We start from the raw sequence: 18,906 nt of genomic DNA, 5'->3' as shown, positions 1-18,906 counted from the left end.
CGTTGTCTTCGCGTATTTCCAGAGCGGTGGTGGCCATGGAGAGAAGACCCATGACAATCAGCACGCCGTCCCTCACCCAGTCCTGGATGCCCCGGTGAACACCCAGCACATTGACGTGGCCCCAGTCGACCATGCCGCTCATCAGCACGGCACCGATGATGCCGGCCAGAAAGATGAAATTGTGGACCCCAACCAGTTTCAGCGGGGTCTTTTCGGCCTCGTCAGCAGGGACGCGCCCGGTTTCATTGCGGTAGTGGTATAGGTCCAGAAAAAAATAGACCACCAGCAGCAATCCGGCAACGGTCGCCATGTGGGGTATAATGGCAAATGTCCAGAAGAAGGTGACGCCGTGCAAAAACCCCAGAAAGAGGGGGGGGTCTCCCAGCGGTGTCAGGGATCCGCCGATGTTGGCCACCAGGAAGATGAAAAAAACCACCATGAACGTACGGTTCTTGCGATAGTTATTGGCCCGCAAAAAGGGTCGGATCAGGAGCATGGCTGCTCCCGTGGTGCCCATCCAGGAGGCCAGCAGGGTGCCCAATGTCAGGATCGCCGCATTGACCACCGGCGTTCCCCGCAACGATCCCTTTAAAAGAATGCCACCGGAAACGGTATACAGGGACCACAGCAGAATAATGAAAGGCACATAGTCCGCCAGGATGATGTGGATGATTTCATACAGGGCGGTGCCCGTGTAAACGTACAGGAACGGGCCGGCCATCGCCGTCGCCCAGAAGGCCGATACCTTGCCGAAATGGTGATGCCAGAACTCCGGCGCCAAAAGCGGAAACAAGGCGATGGAAAGCAGCATACAGGCAAAGGGGATACAGCTCCACAGCGGCAGGACCGGGCCGAGGTCTTCATGACCATGGTGACCTCCCTGGTCTGCCGCCTGGTGGCCGGCTTCCGTTGGATGCTCGGCGGAGGATGTTTCGGCGGTTGCCGGATTGCTTTCGATTTGGCTGCCGGGAGGATGTTGCGGTTCGGATGCCGGCACCATCGTTGCCTGGACAGCCAGGACAAGGAAAAGGGCGACGAACCATAGCGTGAGAATGATCAACCGTCTGCAGAATGTGCTCATGGGCGCTTCGGCCTCCCCGTTGAAAAACAGGGCCAACGAAGCGGTTGACCCGTGTCGATGAAAAGGAGATTGCCGACTGAACCGACAGGAAAACCCAAGGCAGGGTCAGCCAGCTTGTTAAACCATTGCTCAGATCTGCCAGTTATCTACAGGGAGCGCCGTCCTCAGGCGGGAAAGGCCTTCCCCCACTGTTCATGCCGATGTCTGTCCGATGCGCTTTTCCGTAACCCGGTCACTCCGGCCGGCCGTTCATTCCATCGGGCAACCGGGGTTCCCATCCGGTCGAGATATCGTCTAACCATTAGATATGAAATGAAATGCAGGTCTTGCATACTACGGTTTTCGCTTTATTGTCAACTGGTTTGGCCGATGTCCCGGGCATGCTGCCAGCAGGCCGACGAGGATGCCGGCCAACGTTGAAAACCCAGTATCAGATGGCATCAAACGCATCCACTGCCACCTTGATGGATATGGCAAATCCCAGGCCTTCGTACTTGCGGGTAAGGCGCTTAAAGGTGTTGATGCCGATAACCCGCCCCTTTGCCGTCACTAAAGGGCCGCCGCTGTTGCCTGGATAGATCTGGGCATTGGTCTTGACGAAAACACCGTCGAAACCGGAAACCACCCCGGCGGTAACCGAGTTCCTCAGCCCCACGGGATTGCCGATGGCATAGACCGGCTCCCCCTGGGCGGAGGCAAAAGGATTCTCCGGGGTTAAAAAAGGGGTCGTGTAACCGTCAACCTTCAACAGCGCCAGATCGTGGGTCTTGCTGATTTCAACCACATAGGCGTGCAGCGGTCGGTGGTCGGCCAGACGGACGGTAAAATGCCGGTTCAGTCCGGCCAGGCTGGCGTCAACGCGCCGCTGCAGCATGGTTGCCTGAAAAGCGGATCGTTCCGAGGCCAGCTTGCGCCGATGTTCATTCATGGTTTCTTCCCAGCGCTGAAACCGCTGCAGCCCTTCCTGGTAGCGCGTTTCATTGTATTGCCGGGTCGGTGATTCCGGTTGGCTGTCGATATAGCGCCGGAACGCATCGATATCGGCGCGTGCCTGCTCCAGTCGTTGCATTTCCGTTTCGATCCGGGCGTCGTATCGATCCAGCGCTTCCGATTTCCATCTGGCCGCTGGATCGTCCGCCGTTCCAGGCCCCGAGGATTGGCGGATCACATGTTTGTTGGTGACGATATAGCCGTCTGCGGTCACAAAGAACCCGGTACCACGACCGAATGGGGTTTCAATAGCCACGGTGGCCAACACGGCCGTTTCGATCTCGTTCTTTGGTTTCAAGGCGGCGGCCAGCTGCTGTTTGAGATCGGTCCCCGCCGGGTCTGATTCCTGCGGGGCTTCAGCGGACGGGGTCAATGGGAAGGCGGGGATCTCGCCGGGATTGTCGGTAAAGTGCCAGACCCCGTCCTTTTTGTACTTATATATGGTGCTGTTGGCCAAGCCGGTGAAGGCAATAAAAAAAATAGCGGTCAGACCGCATAGCACCTTGGCGTTGAGGCGGTGTTGCATGTTCTCTCCATCAGGGAATCGGTTGGTTTTTTCAAGGGTATGATCTCACGATGGGGGGAACAATTCAATAACGCCATTATACCATTGATCAATCGGCGCGGTTCAGTATACAAATCCGGCGCTGACCCGTGTTTCCAAAAAAAGGTTCAAATTGAGCAAGTTTTACGCCTCCGGACTGATTGATACCCATGTGGCCGTGTTGCTTTTCGGTCTAGCCGGGCTGTTCGGCAAATTTCTGGCGCTGCCCGCATGGTGCATCGTCCTGGGCCGCACCGGGTTCGCCGCGATGGCTTTAGGTGCGGTTCTGTTGCTGACCCCGCCGAACAAACAGCCCAAAGATGCGAAAACCATGGGGTTGTTTGGCGTGCTCGGGTTGATCCTGGCGGTCCATTGGATCACCTTTTTTCATGCCATCCAGATATCCAGCGTAGCTGTGGGCCTGCTTGCCTTTTCCACTTTTCCGGTGTTCATCACATGCTTAGAGCCCTGGTGGTTTAAGGAAAAACGTCGCGCAACGGATATGGTCACCGCCCTTTTGGTCGTATTGGGATTGGGCATCATGGTCTACCCGTCATCTTTTGGCGGCCAGGTTTTTTCCGGTGTCTGTTGGGGGACCATCTCCGGGTTTACTTTTGCGATCCTCTCCTTGTTGAACCGCAAATGGGTGCGGCAATACCCGCCGGTCGTCATCGCCTTTTACCAGAATGCCGGTGTGACCCTGCTGCTGCTGCCGATCACGGTGTGGGTCGATGTACACATCGATGCCGGTCAAGTGGGCATGCTGGCCCTGTTGGGCGTGGTTTGTACGGCCTTGTCCCACGCCCTGTTTATTCGCGGGCTGACCTTTATACGCGCCCAGTTGGCATCCGTGATCGCCTGCCTCGAGCCCGTTTATGGGATCGTCTTTGCCTACTTCCTGCTTCGTGAAATACCCTCGGCTCACACCCTTGCCGGGGGGGCCGTGATTTTGACGACCACCCTGCTGGCCATGGTTCGGCGGGCCGAGGTTTGACAACGGCAACGGATTGTGAAATGCACCAACGGAGTTGACCAACCCATTACCTTTGGAGCGGCTTGTGAAAGAAGATCCCAATCCGGACGTCATTATCGATTTTATTACCGGGGAAACGGTGCCCAATGCAGGTGCCGAAGCCAACCGTCAGCAGGTGGAACGGTATCTGGTCGAAATCAAAGGCTACGGGCGTGAAGATGTAATCGTGGATGCCCCGATCGATCTGGAGATCGATGGGCAGGTGTATCGGTCGGCGGTGGACCTGATCATTCAAATCGGGAGCAAACCGTTAATCGCCGTCAAATGCGCGGCCGGCTCACTGGGATCGAGAGAGCGGGAAATCGTTTCGGCGGCGAGGCTCTATGCCACGTCTCCCTTGCCGCTGGCGGCGGTTTCCGACGGATCCAATGCGACGGTTCTGGATGCGGCGACCGGAAAGAAGAAAGGGGACGGGCTGGCCGCCATTCCCTCCAGAGAAGAGGCCGTTGTCCTGTCGCAGGCCGACCCGCTCCCCCCGATCGCGCCCGACCGGCTGGCCAGGGAACGGCTGGTGTTTCGGTCCTATGACTCCATGAATGTCAATACACGCAGGCGGGATCGCTGAGATGCGATCGCGGTTCATTCTTCAAATTCATAATTGCGCACCATCTTATCGGTAAACCGCATCAGCGGCCCGCGTCGTTCAGCCGCATAGCGGCAGAGCCGCTCCCACCACCCGCCTCCCATCAGGACCCGATGGATCGAATAATCCCGGGTATCGATAATACCGTTGATCTCGATCTGTTCGATGCCGAATTTTCCGTATGCCGGACCCAGCATCATGGCAGCTGCGATCACGTCGATGGCATGCTCCCTGGCCAGTACCCGGCTGTAAAGCTTGGAAAGGGCAACCGGTCGGCTGTCGTACCGCAGGCTCCTGGCGATGCCCACGATGCGGGCCACCGGAAAACTGTGCAACTCCACCGCACACCCGTAGTCTCTTTGCATGAGCATAAACGGGGTATTGTTGGTGACCACCAGCAGGTCCACGTCATTGGGAAAATGGTCACCCGGGTCACCGGACAGGCGTCGGGCCAGTGAACCGAACAACAGCAGGACTTTGGGATGGTATTCGTTTAGGTCTGATTTAATCCGCTCGATGGCGGACAGCATTGGTGCCAGGTGATGGTCGTTTTCCACCATGCCTCACAGTTGGCAAGCGATGAGGTCTCTCCCCGCGGCCCCGATGAGCGGAATCTTTGCGCTGTACTGACAAGCGGCAGGGGGAATGCCCTATCTATCGCTGGTCAAATCGTCAAGTGACTGGATGGGTTATTGTAGCGGGGACAACAGGTAAAGGCAAGCCCACGCCGTCTGGCCGAAAAGCATGGCGACGGCGTAACGGGTCGCGGTCGGTACGTTTCGGTCCTACAGACCGGCTACCTCTTTTGCGCAATGTTTGCAGACCTTCGCGCGCTTTTTGATGATTTCCGCACAAAAGGGACATTCGCGGGTGTAGAATCGTTCGTGGATTTTCTTCACGGTGGCATCCACCTGGTCCTGCAGGCGCTGGTTGCCGAACTTGAGGTTGCGGATAGGCTCGATAGCCTCCAATTCACCGATATCGCCAATCATTTCGGCCGCTTTCAGACGGACCCGCACCGGCTCTGCCGAATCCATGAGCAGCCTCAGTATGGTCACACCGTCATTGTTCACGTAGCAGTCCGCCAGGATCGAGAATCCTTTTTTGATGTTTTGCTTCAGGATCTCCTCCTCGGCAAGCACCTGATCATCGATCACCTGGCCGGTTGCCCCGACCGGGCTGAATACGGGCATCAGCTCGTACTGGTCGGTACCGGGGTAGTTCATGCAGCGGTAGGACGCATGATGGGCATAATTCTCCATCATGTTATCCCATCCCTGGGTGTAAAGGGGGCACTCGTCGTTAAAGCACATGAACAGGTAGGGCGTCCCCCAGCCCAGACCATCGCCGACGTTGATGGACGGCACCTCCCAGATGCTCATCTTCGCATTGCAGTGAGGGCAGGCAGGCTTTTCCATTCCCATTATTTTTTCGAAAACTTCTTCTTTGGTTTCAAAAGCCATTCGCTGGCCTCCATCATGTTGGGTCGTAAGAATCCGTCTAGGGGTTTGCCGAATGCCTGTCAGCAGACATCAGCGGTTAATTTAAGGCGTGGTTGGGTATTGTCAACTCGGGAAAAAACTCGCCCATCGACGTCCAGTCGAAAAGCCTGGAACGACTGTTCCGGGAAAAAAATAAAGAAAAAGACTAAAGTTGTCCCTGCCGACTGCCGATAAACAATTCGGGACTTTTACGAACATTCCGGATGTACCGGCAAATGTTCGTGAACCAGAGGGAACCGCCCTGAACATAAGCACATGAGTGACCATCGGGGATAAGTGAAAAGGAGAAGCGTCATGGAAATCAATACAAGCAATGGGGTCCATGGGCTGGAAACGGCGACAAAAGTCAGCGAAGTCAAGCGGGAAAAAGAAGACGCGCCGGGCCGTCAGGCCGCCCAGACCTCTGAAAACCCGGATTATCGGATCAGCCTGTCCGATGCCTCTAAAAAGTCCGCCACCGGTCTGGGCAGCTCTCAGGCACCCGGCCAAGCCACCGAAAAGGCCGGTCTTTCCGATGAGGAAGCCACCCGTTTGGCCCAGCAGACCGCCGAGCAGCTGTCCCAAACCCACGCCTCCATTTCCAACCAGGCGATGCAGAAAGCGGTAGATCTGTTCACCTGACATCAACTGCATACGCGCAGCCAGCACCTTCGCTCAGGAAAGCCGGTTCATGTCATCGAGCCGGCTTTTTCTGTCCCGTCTCCATCCATCAATGGGTGATTGAATTTCGCATCGAGGCCGGCATCGCAAGGTTTGCGCACGCGGAGACAAGGCCAGGGGCCGCGGGATGATCCTCTCGAGGATGCACGCTAGTTGACCCACCGGTTGAACAGCATCGGCGCACCGGCAGCGATCCACCATCCCACCAGTCCATAGCGGACGAATCTGAACAGCCATGCCGGCTCCATCCCGGCACAGCCGAGTTTCAATCCGACATAAATCAGCAGCAGGCCGCCGATACCCGTCAGGTAACGCGCTGCGCTGAGTCCCAGGCCGTTGTTGCGTCTGAACCGGATCCAACGGCGCTCCATGACGATGCCCAGGCTGGTTCCCATCAGGGCGGCAACCGTGCTGATCACGTAGGGGCCTTGGTCTTTTACCCAAAAAGCGGCCACCAGGGTGGCAACCGACAGAACAAGGATCGATCCCGGTGGTGAAAGCCTTTCAACCTTTCGGGCAACCGGGCCCTCCAGTTTAATGAAGGCCAGTGCGAGCAGACCGCCGAGCAGGTAGCCCCCGGCCAGGTCGGCGGGAAAATGGACGCCGAGGTAGAGCCGCGAAAGCGGAATGAAAAGGATCAATGCCCCGGCCAGCCACCACAGCCAGGTTTTCTGGAACCGGACGGCCAGGTAGCTCCAGACCACCACGGCCCCCTGGGTATGGCCACTGGGGAATCCGTTGCCGCCGGCAGCGGCCAGTTGCATGACCGACGGATCCACCATAAAGGGCCGGGGCATGCCGATCAATACCTTGGCAATGGCGTTCACCGATGCGGAAATCAGAAAAAGGATGGCCAGGCCGGCACCGATACGACGATGGATGCACCAGTAAACGAGGGGCATGAACAGCAAAAAAAACGACTCGTTGCCCAAAAAGGTGACAAGCCTGAACGGCAGATCGAGTGTCGGGCTGAACTGCTGGAGCCACACAATCAGCGATGTGTCGGAAATAAACGCCGTCATTTTGCCTGCCCGGTGTTAGGCCGTCATCGGAAAAAGCCGGCGGGTAATCAACCCCCGTCCGGCTTTCATGTCGTGCGCTGATGGGTCGGTTACCACCCCCAGGTCAGGTACTGGTGGATGGAGTCGGCCGCCTTGCGGCCGGCACCCATGGCCAGGATCACCGTAGCGGCGCCGGTCACGATGTCACCGCCGGCCCACACGCCTTTTTTGGTGGTTTTTCCCGTTTCCGGATCGGCCACGATGTAGCCCCACTTGTTCAATTGCATGTCCGGGGTGGACTGGGTCAGCAGGGGATTGGCACCGGAGCCCACTGCCACGATGACCAGGTCGGTGTCCATGTGAAACTCCGATCCCTTGATGGCGATCGGACGACGGCGACCGGAGTCGTCGGGTTCGCCGAGCTCCATTTTCAGGCACTCCATGCCGGTGAGCCGGCCCTTCTCATCGCCTTTGAACCGGGTGGGATTAGTGAGCAGGAAAAACTCGATGCCCTCCTCCTCGGCATGGTGGATCTCGGCAGCCCTGGCCGGCATTTCATCCCGGGATCGGCGATAGACGATCTTGACGCTGTCCGCTCCCAAGCGCATGGCGGTTCGGGCCGAGTCCATGGCCACGTTGCCGGCGCCAAGGACCACCACGTTTTTTCCCCTGGGAATCGGGGTGTCCACATCCGGATAGCGGTAGGCTTTCATGAGATTGGCCCGGGTGAGGTATTCGTTGGCGGACAGGATGCCGATCAGGTTCTCGCCGGGCAGGTTCATGAAGCGGGGCAGCCCTGCGCCCACGCCCAAATAAACGGCTTCGTAGCCTTCTTCAAACAGCTCGTCCAGGCTGACGGTACGACCGACCACGGCGTTCACTTCAACCTTGACGCCCTGACGTTCCAGGAAATTGATCTCCTGGGCCACGATCGCCTTGGGCAAACGGAATTCGGGAATACCATAGACCAGCACGCCGCCGGGCTTGTGGAAGGCCTCCAGAACGGTGACTTCGTATCCTTTTTGAATCAGGTCGCCGGCCACGGTGAGGCCGGAGGGACCCGAGCCCACCACGGCCACCTTTTTACCGGTGGATGCCGCTCGGGGAGGCAGGGCGCCCGTACCGTTTTCCCGCTCCCAGTCGGCCACAAAACGCTCCAGGTTGCCGATGGCCACGGGCTCGCCCCGTTTGCCCACGATGCACTTGCCTTCACACTGGATCTCCTGGGGGCAGACCCGGCCGCACACGGCGGGAAGGGCGTTTTTGCTCCAGACGTGCCGGATGGCGCCGGTGAAGTCGCCCTGGTTGATCAGGTCGATAAAGCCGGGGATGTCCACGCTCACCGGACAGCCGTCCACACAGCCGGGCTTTTTGCACTGCAGGCATCGGGCCGCCTCCTCCTGGGCCATGGCGACAGTGTAGCCGGTAGGCACTTCCTCGAAATTCCGTTTTCTGATTTCCGGTTTTTGTTCGGGCATCGCCACGCGGGATGCCCTTTCTTTCTTAGCCGTTTTTTCGGTCATTTTTTCCTCCATCGCAACAATCGCCGGGCGCTGCTATGCTTGCAAACCCTTCACCCCAACGTAATTTGTCTCGGTCTGGCCTGAAAAATAGTTTCTTTTTCTAATGGCTGGTCAGATCGCGTCCCGAAGCGTGCAGAACTCCTCGTAGCAAGCCTTCTCATCCTCACAATATGCCTGCAGGCGAAGCATCAACTCATCGAAATTGACCAGGTGGCCATCGAATTCCGGGCCATCCACACAGGCGAATTTGGTTTCACCGCCAACGGTTACCCGGCAGCCTCCACACATGCCGGTACCGTCGATCATGATGGGATTCAGGCTGACCAGGGTTTTGACCTCGTAGGGTCGGGTGAGGTTGGCCACGGCCCGCATCATGGGAACCGGCCCGATGCCCACCACCAGCTTGACGTCTCCGGCTTCCAGGACCGCTTTGAGGACATCGGTGACAAACCCGTGATGCCCGTAAGTGCCGTCATCGGTGCAGACCCGCAGGTCGTTGGATGCCGCCTTCATCTGCGATTCGAGAATCAGCAGATCCTTGGTCCGCGCACCGATGATGCAGGTAACATCGTTGCCGATCTGTTTCAGGGCGCGGGTGATGGGGTGCAGCACGGCCACGCCGGTACCGCCGCCCACGCAGACCACCTTGCCCAGTTTTTCCAAATGGGTCGGTTTTCCCAGCGGGCCGATCACATCCTGGAAGGTATCGCCGACCTTGAGCGTCTTGAACAGGGCTGTCGATTTTCCCACGACCATGTAAATGATGGTCAGCGTTCCTTTATCTGGATCGGTGTCAGCCATGGTCAACGGGATCCGCTCACCGTCCTCGTTGGCTTTCAGAATCACGAACTGCCCGGGCTTTGCTTTCCGCGCAATCAGTGGGGCCTCGATCTCGTTCAGGATAACGGTCCCTTCGGCCATCTCTTCCCGTTTTACGATCTTGAACATGTGCGTCCTCCACATTTTTCGTTATCGTTGCGGCCGTCTTGCCGCAAAACATATCCTTTATTAATGGACTGAACTTGGCTAATATACATGCCCGGGTTTTGAAATCAAGCTCAAAACACAAGCGTGTCGATATTTGCCCGATTTTGCCTGGTTTCTATTTAACCTTTTATTTTTATTATAATAGTTGATTGGCCAGCGATAGCCTATGAATATTTTTGACAGCCACTGCCACCTGGATGACCGATCGTTCGAACCGGATTTGGAGGATGTGCTGCATCGTGCCGCGGCAGCGGACGTCCACCGGATGCTGGTTGTCGGCATCGACAAGCGCACCTCGGACCGGGCCGTACGGCTGGCCAACAGGCATGCTGGCCTTTTTGCATCGGTGGGAGTGCATCCCCACGACGCCCGCGCCTGCACCGAAGAGACCCTGGCCCATCTCAGCCTTCTGGCGTCCGGCCCAAAGGTGGTGGCCTGGGGGGAAACCGGCCTGGATTTCAACCGCATGCACTCCCCCCGGAAGGACCAGGAACGCTGGCTGATCCGTCAACTGGAGCTTGCCGAAATGCTGGACCTGCCGTTGATTTTCCACGAGCGGGACAGCCAGGGGCGCCTGCTGGAGATCCTGGAGGCCACTGCCGGCAACCGGCGTAAAGCGGTGGTCCATTGTTTCAGCGGGACAGAAGCGGAGTTGGACCGCTACCTGGAAATGGGGTTTTTTATCGGCATCACGGGAATCGTCACTATCAGCAAACGGGGTGAAGCCCTGAGACAGATGATTGCTTCCATTCCGGCGGATCGGCTCCTGGTCGAAACCGATGCACCCTATTTGACACCCACCCCCCAACGCAACAGATTTCGGCGCAACGAGCCGGCATTCGTTCGCGAGGTTCTCTTGAAGGTCGCAGATGTGCGCAAGGAAGATCCGGCGGCACTGGCGGACCAGATATGGATCAACACCTGTACCCTCTTTCGTATCGATCCGTCTTTGTAAGGGTCAACGGGTTCACCGTTCCGGGTTTGGTTTCGTTGAACCCCCAACCACCGAACGGTCGCTTCAGGCGGCCATGAGGTGCTGCACGGCCTTCTCCAGGCCGTCGATGGACAGCTCGAACATGGGAAAAATCTGGCGGATCATCACAATGGTGCGGGTGTAGTTCCACATGGCGGCGGATACCGGGTTGAGCCAGACGCTGTGGGGAAAGGTATGCACGAGCATCCTAAGGCACTCGATGCTGGGCTGCCCGCTGCGGTCCTGGACGTAAATGGATCCATCCCGGGACATCAGCTCGTATGGCGCCATGCTGGCGTCTCCCACCACGACAAGGCGGGTTTCCGGGTCCATGCGGTACAGGTCGCCCATCCGCACGGGTTTGCGGTAGCGGGCCGCATCCTGCCATACGGTATCGTAGATGGTGTTGTGGAAAAAGAAAGTCTTGACCTCCTTGAACTGGGCACGGGCGTAGTCGAACAGCGTCTGCACCACGGACACGTAAGGGTCCATGGACCACCCGCCGTTGTCGATGGCCAGGATCACCTTGAGCCGGTCCTTCATGCGGCGGTCGAAGGCGATCTCGATTTCTCCGCCGTTTTTCATGGTGCGGTAGATGCTCTCGTCGATATTCACCTGGTCCCGGGGGCCGCTTGGCACCATGTTGCGCAGGCGTTTGAGCGCCTCACCCACCATGGCCTGGGTCAAAGGGCCGGACAGTGAGTAGTCCTTGTAGCGCCGCTCCATGGCCACCTTGACGGCCGACTTGTTGCGCGACACCCCTCCTACGCGCATGCCCCCGGGGTGGATACCGGAATGTCCCACGGGCGAGGTGCCGCCGGTGCCGATCCACTTGCTGCCGCCGTCGTGGCGTCCATCCTGGTCCTTGAGGCGCTGTTTGAAATACTCGATGAGTTCTTCCGGAGTCATGCGGTTCAGTTGGTCCTCATCCATACCCAGGGCATCAGCCATGGCCTTGGGATCCTTGAGCCACTGCTCCAGCAGGGCGCGGGCCATTTCGTCGATCGCCAGCCCCTCCACGTCGGGCAGTTCGCTGCCCTGAAAATGGTGGGCGAACACCTGGTCGAAGAGGTCGAAGTAGCGCTCGCTCTTGACCAGAATGGTCCGCGAAGCGGTATAGAACTGGTCCAGTGAGGAAATGAGGCGGTTGGCCAGGGCCCGGTGCAGGGTTAAAAAGGCCGTGGGACTGACCGGCACCCCCATCTCCTTCAGTTTATAAAAAAAGGCCAGGAACATAATCAGAACATCTTTCGGCGGTTGACGAAGGCGCTGGCCCGTCCGTAATCCCCGCTTTTTTTGAACAGCACGCCGAGAAAGGGGACGTCACCCTTGGCCAGCCGTTTGGGTTTGAAATCGGGATCGGCGTTCAAGGCGCGTATCCAGTTGATCAGCTCCCGGGTGGCCGGCCGTTTTTCCACGGCTTCCAGTTCCCGCATGTGGTAGAAGGCCGCAATGGCATTGTCCACCAGATCATCGTGGATATCGGGAAAATGCACACCGATGATTTTGCGCATCATCTTGGGGTCCGGAAAGGCGATGTGGTGGAAGTTGCAGCGGCCCAGAAAGGGATCGGAGAGGTCTTTTTTGGCATTGGAGGTGATGATGATCACCGGCCGGTGCCGCGCCGATATGGTTTTGTCGATCTCGATAATATCGAATTCCATCTGGTCCAGCACGTCCAGCATGTCGTCCTGAAAATCGGTGTCGGCCTTGTCGATTTCGTCGATGAGCAGCACCGTCCGGTGGTCGGCCACGAACGCCTGTCCGATTTTGCCCATCTTGATATACTCTTCGATGTTGCTCACGTCCCGCCGGCTGTCGCCGAATCGGCTGTCGTTGAGCCGGGTGAGCGTATCGTACTGGTACAACGCCTCCACCAGCTTCATGCTGGATTTGACGTTGAGCACGATCAGCGGCATGTTGAGGCTCTCGGCAATGGCGTGGGCCAGCATGGTTTTGCCCGTGCCGGGCTCGCCCTTGAGCAGCAGAGGCATTTCCAGGGAGATGGAAATATTGACGATCTGGGCCAGTTCCTCATCCAGCACGTACCGGGTTGCCCCGGCAAAGGACGCATCTGACGGTTGTGGGGTCATGAACACCTCTTTCGATGAATATTGAATATCATTGGCGCGTTTGGCGAATGGTCGCGGATAAATCCCGGGTCAGCCCCAGCACCCGCTTGGCCAGGTCCAGGCTCAGGGAGCCGCATCCGCAGCTGGGGGTGACAAATGACTGGGCGCGGATGGCCGCCGGATCGATGCCCAGCGATTCGATCTGGCGGAATCGTTCCATCATCGCTGCATACAGGGAGTCGACGGTTTCGCGTTCAATCTCCTCGGGGTTCAATGTGGGAACAATGCCCCAGGCGAGCAGTCGACCGGCTTCCAGAAACGCCCGAATCTGGGAGCCATAGAGTACAAATCGGTCGAAATAGGCGTAGGCGTCGAAGTTGACGATATCCGCACCGGATTCCAGCACCAGGGACCAGTCCGTATTGGCGCAGACGTGGATGCCGGCCAGTCCGCCGTCGGCGTGGATGGCGTCGACCACCTCGCGGATGCAGCCGAGGATCTCTTCCTTGGAAATGCTGATCAGTTCCGACGAACCGAAACCGGCCAGGGCCGGCTCATCGATAAAAATGATCACCGGGCATCCCGGTCCGGAGAGGGTGCGGATCTGCCAGCGGGCATTGAGGGCCAGGTGGTTGACCGCCGCCTCGCGAAGGGTTTCATTGTAGAAAATCGCCCGGCCGTCACGGTCCTTGACGCCGGTGCAGAAGGTAACCGGGCCGGTCACCTGTCCTTTGACCGCCACGGGTCGGGTCTTCATCCGGCCCAATGTATCCAGCAGTGCCGCCACCCCCCTGCCGGTGGCAGAGGTCAGCGCGAACCGGGAAGCCGGCAGCCGGCCCGGATCCTCACGGGTTGCCATGCATTCCTCGAAAAACAAAAGCAGGTCGTCGTCGAAGGATTCAGCAGCGGTATCGATGAAGGTTTTGCCACCCTGGCTGACCACGCCCGGCATTCCCGGCAGAAATTGCGGCACCATGCCCTCTTCCGGGAAAACCGGCAGCTGTATCCACAGCGGGATGGCAGGTGTGTAGTCCATAATCAGGCGGGAGGCCGCGAGGTGGTCATTCATGGGAAAACTGCCGATCAGCATAGGCAGGCAGTCGGCTGTAAATGTCGGTTGCATCGATCGTCCTTTCACTGACTTGGGAATACGACGCGTTTTACCATGGCGACGGCGGTTTAACAAGGATACGCTTAACTTCTCGTCGGGTTTGCGCAACCGCAAATCTGCTTGCGCCTTCACCCGGGCGGTTGCGATCGACATCGCCGACTGCAGGGGATCACGGATCGGCGATGATCGACCACGGTAGCGCCGGCTTTCAATCGGCACCTTTTCACACGGGTCGGATTGACACCCATGGGACACAATGATATTGTCTGGCCTTACACCATTCACTTCATGCGTTCACGGCGGGCAAGCCATGGGAAACATTATCTCCCTTGACGAAAAACTTAAATGCACCCAGAAAAAACACGACGCCATCATCCGAAAAAGAAAGCTGTTGGCCGTCAGGAAAATATTCCGCTGCACGCACTGCGTTTCCAAATGCGAAAAATGCGGCGTCCAGGTTACGCCGGGAAGCAATCCAAATGTGCCGGGATACAGGGTCCCCTATAATTTTTGCGACAGCTGTTCAGAAGAGTACGTTGAGTATATCGAAACACTCAAGGGCAAGAAAAACGAGGACTTTTATTGGCATAACGACGCCTGGATGAAGGTGTGGTCCTCCTGGATCGAACACCAGGGCGCCGTTGACAGCTATCTGAAGTCAAAAGAATTTGAGCGACTGCTCGACGAATTGAAACCGAACCAGACCTGATTGGGCACAGCCCCCCAGCGCTACGGCAGGCCGGACCGGGAAAATTACGTTAGGATGCGGTTTACCACAGGAGGAACCTATGTTTGGAATCGGAATGCCGGAATTAATCATCATCCTGGTCATCATTCTCATCATCTTCGGGGTGGGCAAGCTGCCGGAAATCGGAGGCGGCATGGGAAAGGCCATCCGCAATTTTAAAAGTGCCTCCAAGGAAGCGGAAAACGAGGCGCCGGAAAAGCTGGAAGAGGATAAAAAGGCATAGTTTTAGATTCGCGAAAGTACCGGTATGCCATTCAAGCCGGACCTGCGGGTGTCCGACACCCCGCCGGTCCGGCTTTTTTTTGCACCGACGGGAGAAAAAGGGGTGGTGGCATCGATCGTATCGAGCACCATCCTGTTTTTCATGGTTTGCCTGTGGGCACCACCCGCTTTGGCCGTATCCCTTGTCCTGGCCACGGATGATACCCCGGGCAACCCGTGGATCATGGGTGGCGGAACGCACTTCGAGGAAAAGTCGCCCGGGTTGGAAATCGAGCTATACCGGCTCATGGCCAAGGATTTGAATCTGGAACTGAAGATGGTACGGCTGCCGTGGAAACGCTGCCTGACCGATCTGAAGCACGGCCGGGTGGACGGTGTCTTCCCTGCCAGCCTCAAGCCCGAGCGGTTGTCGCTGGGACGCTTCCCGACCAAAAACGGCGATATCGATCCGTCCAGCAAAAGCCGCGACAGCGCCTATTTCCTCTATACCAACGTGGCTTCGCCATTGGGATGGAACGAAGATGCCTTCGTCAACATGCACCTGATGAAGCGGCCGACCGTTGGCGTGCCGTTGGGCTGGTCCATCGTCACGGATCTTCAACGCACGGGTATCGACCTTCTGGAGAAACCGAGGCCGGTAGAGCTGCTAACGATTCTGAAAAAAGGGGGGCTTGCCGGCGTGGTCTGCCTGGACACGGTGATAGACGCGCATATTTCGGGGGCACCGGATCGTTTCAGCGGCATCCGCAAGGTCTATCCGCCGGTGGTTGAAAAGACCTATTACCTGATACTCTCCCACGATTTTGTTTCACGATATCCCGATCTTTCAGAAAATATTTGGAATTCGATTGCCGCGATCAAGAAAAGCGATGCGTTCAAAACCCTCCTGATCCAGTACCCCCGCTAGCACACGCCAATTCCGATTGGCTCGATCAAGACAATGCCTGGGCTGTCAGCTGGTCGGCTAGCGCCACCGGGGACGACCTTTTTACATAGGATGTTCTTGGGTAGCGGCTGGTATAGGGAAAGGGCACGGATGGCCACCAGACCGGCGATGATATCGTCAAAAAGGTGGCGGACATCATCCGCCAGTCCGTTCGCGAAATGGATATCACCGGCCGTTGTGGCGGCGATGCGTTCATGGTCATCTTCCCCGACTGCAGCGTGGAAAACGCCCGGCGGATTATCGAACGCCTCCAGTTGAATCTCAAGCATTGCGACCAACGGGTGCCATCGCTGACCATCAGTTGCGGGATCGTGCACAGCAACGGCGAAGACGCCAACACGCGGGTGGAAACCGCGGACCGCTTGCTCTATCGTGCCAAGGCATCGGGCCGGAATCGAATTGAAGCATGAGGAGTAAGCAGGCAATGGAGACAAAACCGTTTGCCGAACTGGCACCGGAAATGAAACCGGGGACCTGGTCCTTTTCAGCGGCCGGTATGAAGAGAGCAAACGCATCGAAAAGCTCGAACACAGCCCCTGGTCCCATGTCGGTATGGTGGTAAAGCTGCCGGGCTTTGAGCAGCCGCTTTTCTGGGAGTCCACCACCCTGACGAACCTGGCCGATGAGATGTTTAATGACCTTAAAAGAGAGCCGAAAGTGGTCGATCTGTACCAGCGGATGAAGCAGTAGGGACGTGAACTGAAACCCTACATGCCCAAAGACTTCACATCCACCGGCCGTCTGCCGCTGCGCAAGGGATTGCTCGAACCGAAGACCCTGATCGAACTGTGATCGGCAGCGCCCGGTCGCTTTCTTTTTCCGGCGGTCAATCGCCTGCCGGTCGCGCCGTTCCTCCTGCCGATTGGGCGATGACCTTTAAGAAAAGGTCGCCAAACCGTTCCATTTTGTTGTGGCCGACACCTGGAATGCCAAGCAGGTCGTCCCGGGCCATAGGCCGGTGGATGACCATCTCTTTGAGCGTCTTGTCGTGAAAAATGACGTAGGGCGGAACCTTCAACTCCTTTGAAAGGTCCAGCCGCAACTGGCGCAACGCTTCCCACAAGGCGATGGAATCCGCATCTTCCCATTCGAATGACGTCTCTGCCGACTTCTGTTTGCGGGACGTGGGTTTAACCGGGTCGGAGTCTTTCCGGAAAAAAACCGGCTGTTTGCCCGTTAGAATGTCCCAGCCGCGCTCGTTCAGGCGAAGCCCGCTTCTGGCGGCCAGATCCGTGTCCAGGCAGCCCGCAGCCAACAACTGGCGAAACACCGAGTGCCACTGCTTCGGTGCCAGCTCCTGCCCCACGCCGAATGTCTTGAGGCGATGGTGGCCGAAGCGTTCCATGCGTGGCGTGGCCTTGCCCGTCAGGACATCGATGAGATAGACCGCGCCGAAACGCTGACCGGTGCGGTATACACAGGACAGGGCCTTCTGGGCGGCGACGGTGCCGTCCCAGGTGTCTACCGGCTCAGTGCAGTTGTCGCAGCAGTTGCACGGGGGGGCGTACGATTCGCCGAAATAGCCCAACAGGCCTTTTCGCCGGCATTCGGGGCTTTCGCAGAAGCCCAGAAAAGACCCGAGTTTGCGCTGCTGGACCGATTTGAAGGCCTCGTTCGCGGTTGAAAGATCCTGCAGGTTGCGCATGGCCACCACATCGGACATCGAGTAAAACAGCCAGGCCTCGGCCGGCTGGCCGTCACGTCCGGCGCGACCCGTCTCCTGGTAGTAGGCCTCCATGCTCGACGGCAGATCCAGGTGAACCACGACACGTATGTCCGGCTTGTCGATGCCCATGCCAAAAGCGACGGTGGCCACCATCACCAGCCCCTCTTCCATTAAGAACCGCTGCTGATGGCGACGACGGACATCGGCATCCAGACCGGCATGGTAAGGCAAGGCAACAATCCCCTTCTCCTCGAGCCAGCGGGCAGTGGCATCGGCGCGCTTGCGTGTGCGCACATACACGATTCCCGCGTGCCCGTCGTGCCGCTCCCGCAGTACGGCAAGCAACTGCCGCTTGTCGTTCTGCTTGATCTGGACGCGGTAGAAGATGTTGGGACGATCGAAACTGGCCACAAAACGGGCGGCATCGGCCAGGTTGAGTTTCTCCACGATCTCCCGACGGGTGGCCGGATCGGCAGTGGCGGTCAGGGCAATTCGCGGCACCGCCGGGAAACGCCGGGTGACATCGGCGATCTGCAGGTATTCGGGCCTGAAGTCGTGTCCCCATTGGGAGACGCAATGGGCCTCGTCGATGGCGAACAGGGCCAGGTCCATGTTGGCCAGCAGGCGCTGGAAGCGTTCGGTGAGCAAGCGTTCCGGGGCCACATAAAGCAGGTCGCAGTCGCCGCCGGCGGCGATCGCTTCCACCCGGACGGCATCTTCGGCGGAAAGGCTGGAATTGAGAAAATGCGCCCGGACCCCGGAATGGCGGAGGTCCGTCACCTGGTCCTGCATCAGGGCGATCAGCGGAGAAACCACCACACCGACGCCGGACCGGATGATGGCCGGAATCTGAAAGCAAAGGGACTTGCCGCTGCCGGTAGGCATCAGGGCGAAGACGTCTCGGCCGTTCAGCAGCGTATCGATGATCGCTTTCTGGTTTTCCCGAAAGGACGGATAACCGAACACCCGGTTGAGGATGGATTCGGGGTCGGCATCGCCGGGCGGGATTGACCGTGGCGATGGTCCGTCGCTCCAGTCTTCGACCATCGGTTCCGGCATCCCCGCTTCCCCGGGTTCCCATTCAGGTGGCAATTCTTCCCCGGTGACTGAAAGGGCCAGCGGGTAGGCATGACCGCAGGCCGGACATTGAACCGCTACCGTTTCCGCACTGGCCCCATCGGGACCATAGGAGAACATGGATCGGCATTTGGGGCAGCTGATATTCATTCTTAAATCCAATTGAAGAATGACCATTGTGAGGATT

19 protein-coding genes and 1 pseudogene are annotated in these 18,906 nt (G+C 58.1%); 9 read left to right on the top strand and 11 right to left on the bottom strand.

Features of this window, described 5'->3' with window-relative positions:
- A partial coding sequence (locus tag ACZCED_RS16325) for a sodium:proton antiporter (RefSeq protein ID WP_464861201.1) occupies positions 1 to 1,081 on the bottom strand: 1,081 nt, incomplete at its 3' end.
- A gap of 430 nt (positions 1,082 to 1,511) precedes the next feature.
- A complete protein-coding gene (locus ACZCED_RS16320; RefSeq protein ID WP_462967714.1) occupies positions 1,512 to 2,597 on the bottom strand; it encodes a S1C family serine protease in 1,086 nt (361 codons plus the stop codon).
- A gap of 151 nt (positions 2,598 to 2,748) precedes the next feature.
- Between ACZCED_RS16320 and ACZCED_RS16315 the strand changes: the two genes are divergently transcribed.
- Both ACZCED_RS16315 and ACZCED_RS16310 read left to right on the top strand, forming a co-directional pair.
- Complete coding sequence (locus tag ACZCED_RS16315; protein ID WP_462967715.1) at positions 2,749 to 3,609, top strand: DMT family transporter; 861 nt, start codon at positions 2,749 to 2,751, stop codon at positions 3,607 to 3,609.
- 64 nt (positions 3,610 to 3,673) lie between these two features.
- The gene (locus tag ACZCED_RS16310) at positions 3,674 to 4,213 is read left to right on the top strand and encodes a type I restriction enzyme HsdR N-terminal domain-containing protein (protein WP_462967716.1); all 540 of its coding nucleotides are present in this window, start codon (positions 3,674 to 3,676) and stop codon (positions 4,211 to 4,213) included.
- A 14-nt stretch (positions 4,214 to 4,227) separates the two neighbouring features.
- Here ACZCED_RS16310 and ACZCED_RS16305 read toward each other — a convergent pair whose 3' ends face one another.
- Complete coding sequence (locus ACZCED_RS16305; protein ID WP_464861200.1) at positions 4,228 to 4,788, bottom strand: nucleotidyltransferase family protein; 561 nt, start codon at positions 4,786 to 4,788, stop codon at positions 4,228 to 4,230.
- A 228-nt stretch (positions 4,789 to 5,016) separates the two neighbouring features.
- A complete protein-coding gene (locus ACZCED_RS16300) occupies positions 5,017 to 5,694 on the bottom strand; it encodes a zinc ribbon domain-containing protein (RefSeq protein WP_462967718.1) in 678 nt (225 codons plus the stop codon).
- A 333-nt stretch (positions 5,695 to 6,027) separates the two neighbouring features.
- On the opposite strand from ACZCED_RS16300, the gene ACZCED_RS16295 reads away from it, so the two are divergent.
- The gene (locus tag ACZCED_RS16295; protein ID WP_462967719.1) at positions 6,028 to 6,354 is read left to right on the top strand and encodes a hypothetical protein; all 327 of its coding nucleotides are present in this window, start codon (positions 6,028 to 6,030) and stop codon (positions 6,352 to 6,354) included.
- A gap of 188 nt (positions 6,355 to 6,542) precedes the next feature.
- Here ACZCED_RS16295 and ACZCED_RS16290 read toward each other — a convergent pair whose 3' ends face one another.
- The 3 genes from ACZCED_RS16290 to ACZCED_RS16280 form a co-directional block, all read right to left on the bottom strand.
- Positions 6,543 to 7,415, bottom strand: coding sequence for a phosphatase PAP2 family protein (locus ACZCED_RS16290; RefSeq protein WP_462967720.1), 873 nt, complete (start codon positions 7,413 to 7,415; stop codon positions 6,543 to 6,545).
- An 89-nt stretch (positions 7,416 to 7,504) separates the two neighbouring features.
- Complete coding sequence (gene gltA, locus ACZCED_RS16285; RefSeq protein WP_464861199.1) at positions 7,505 to 8,917, bottom strand: NADPH-dependent glutamate synthase; 1,413 nt, start codon at positions 8,915 to 8,917, stop codon at positions 7,505 to 7,507.
- A gap of 111 nt (positions 8,918 to 9,028) precedes the next feature.
- Entirely contained in the window at positions 9,029 to 9,865 is an 837-nt protein-coding gene (locus ACZCED_RS16280; RefSeq protein WP_462967722.1) for a sulfide/dihydroorotate dehydrogenase-like FAD/NAD-binding protein, read from the bottom strand.
- Between the two features lie 205 nt (positions 9,866 to 10,070).
- Between ACZCED_RS16280 and ACZCED_RS16275 the strand changes: the two genes are divergently transcribed.
- The gene (locus tag ACZCED_RS16275; protein ID WP_462967723.1) at positions 10,071 to 10,859 is read left to right on the top strand and encodes a TatD family hydrolase; all 789 of its coding nucleotides are present in this window, start codon (positions 10,071 to 10,073) and stop codon (positions 10,857 to 10,859) included.
- 63 nt (positions 10,860 to 10,922) lie between these two features.
- Here ACZCED_RS16275 and ACZCED_RS16270 read toward each other — a convergent pair whose 3' ends face one another.
- The 3 genes from ACZCED_RS16270 to ACZCED_RS16260 are packed head-to-tail and all read right to left on the bottom strand — an operon-like array spanning position 10,923 to position 14,072.
- Complete coding sequence (locus tag ACZCED_RS16270) at positions 10,923 to 12,113, bottom strand: vWA domain-containing protein (RefSeq protein WP_462967724.1); 1,191 nt, start codon at positions 12,111 to 12,113, stop codon at positions 10,923 to 10,925.
- Positions 12,114 to 12,115: 2 nt separating this feature from the next.
- On the bottom strand, positions 12,116 to 12,970 hold the full coding sequence (locus ACZCED_RS16265) for an AAA family ATPase (RefSeq protein ID WP_462967725.1): 855 nt from the start codon (positions 12,968 to 12,970) through the stop codon (positions 12,116 to 12,118).
- A gap of 28 nt (positions 12,971 to 12,998) precedes the next feature.
- Positions 12,999 to 14,072 carry a uroporphyrinogen decarboxylase/cobalamine-independent methonine synthase family protein gene (locus tag ACZCED_RS16260; protein WP_462967726.1) on the bottom strand — a complete coding sequence of 358 codons (1,074 nt, stop codon included), beginning with the start codon at positions 14,070 to 14,072 and terminating at the stop codon, positions 12,999 to 13,001.
- 298 nt (positions 14,073 to 14,370) lie between these two features.
- Between ACZCED_RS16260 and ACZCED_RS16255 the strand changes: the two genes are divergently transcribed.
- The 5 genes and pseudogenes from ACZCED_RS16255 (at position 14,371) to ACZCED_RS16235 (ending at position 16,666) form a co-directional block, all read left to right on the top strand.
- Positions 14,371 to 14,769, top strand: a complete 399-nt coding sequence (locus tag ACZCED_RS16255; protein ID WP_464861198.1) for a hypothetical protein — start codon at positions 14,371 to 14,373, stop codon at positions 14,767 to 14,769.
- A 79-nt stretch (positions 14,770 to 14,848) separates the two neighbouring features.
- Positions 14,849 to 15,031, top strand: a complete 183-nt coding sequence (gene tatA, locus ACZCED_RS16250; protein WP_462967728.1) for a twin-arginine translocase TatA/TatE family subunit — start codon at positions 14,849 to 14,851, stop codon at positions 15,029 to 15,031.
- Positions 15,032 to 15,055: 24 nt separating this feature from the next.
- A complete protein-coding gene (locus ACZCED_RS16245) occupies positions 15,056 to 15,937 on the top strand; it encodes a substrate-binding periplasmic protein (protein WP_462967729.1) in 882 nt (293 codons plus the stop codon).
- Positions 15,938 to 16,080: 143 nt separating this feature from the next.
- Positions 16,081 to 16,386, top strand: a pseudogene (locus tag ACZCED_RS16240) (GGDEF domain-containing protein); the annotation flags it as partial.
- Between the two features lie 142 nt (positions 16,387 to 16,528).
- Positions 16,529 to 16,666, top strand: coding sequence for a hypothetical protein (locus ACZCED_RS16235; RefSeq protein ID WP_462967730.1), 138 nt, complete (start codon positions 16,529 to 16,531; stop codon positions 16,664 to 16,666).
- 136 nt (positions 16,667 to 16,802) lie between these two features.
- Here ACZCED_RS16235 and recQ read toward each other — a convergent pair whose 3' ends face one another.
- The gene (recQ, locus tag ACZCED_RS16230; protein WP_464861197.1) at positions 16,803 to 18,869 is read right to left on the bottom strand and encodes a DNA helicase RecQ; all 2,067 of its coding nucleotides are present in this window, start codon (positions 18,867 to 18,869) and stop codon (positions 16,803 to 16,805) included.
- Between the last annotated feature and the right edge of the window lie 37 nt (positions 18,870 to 18,906).

This window comes from Desulfosarcina sp. (assembly GCF_055467485.1).
Note: the sequence above shows the minus strand (reverse complement) of the source record. Positions and strands in the feature narration are given on the sequence as shown.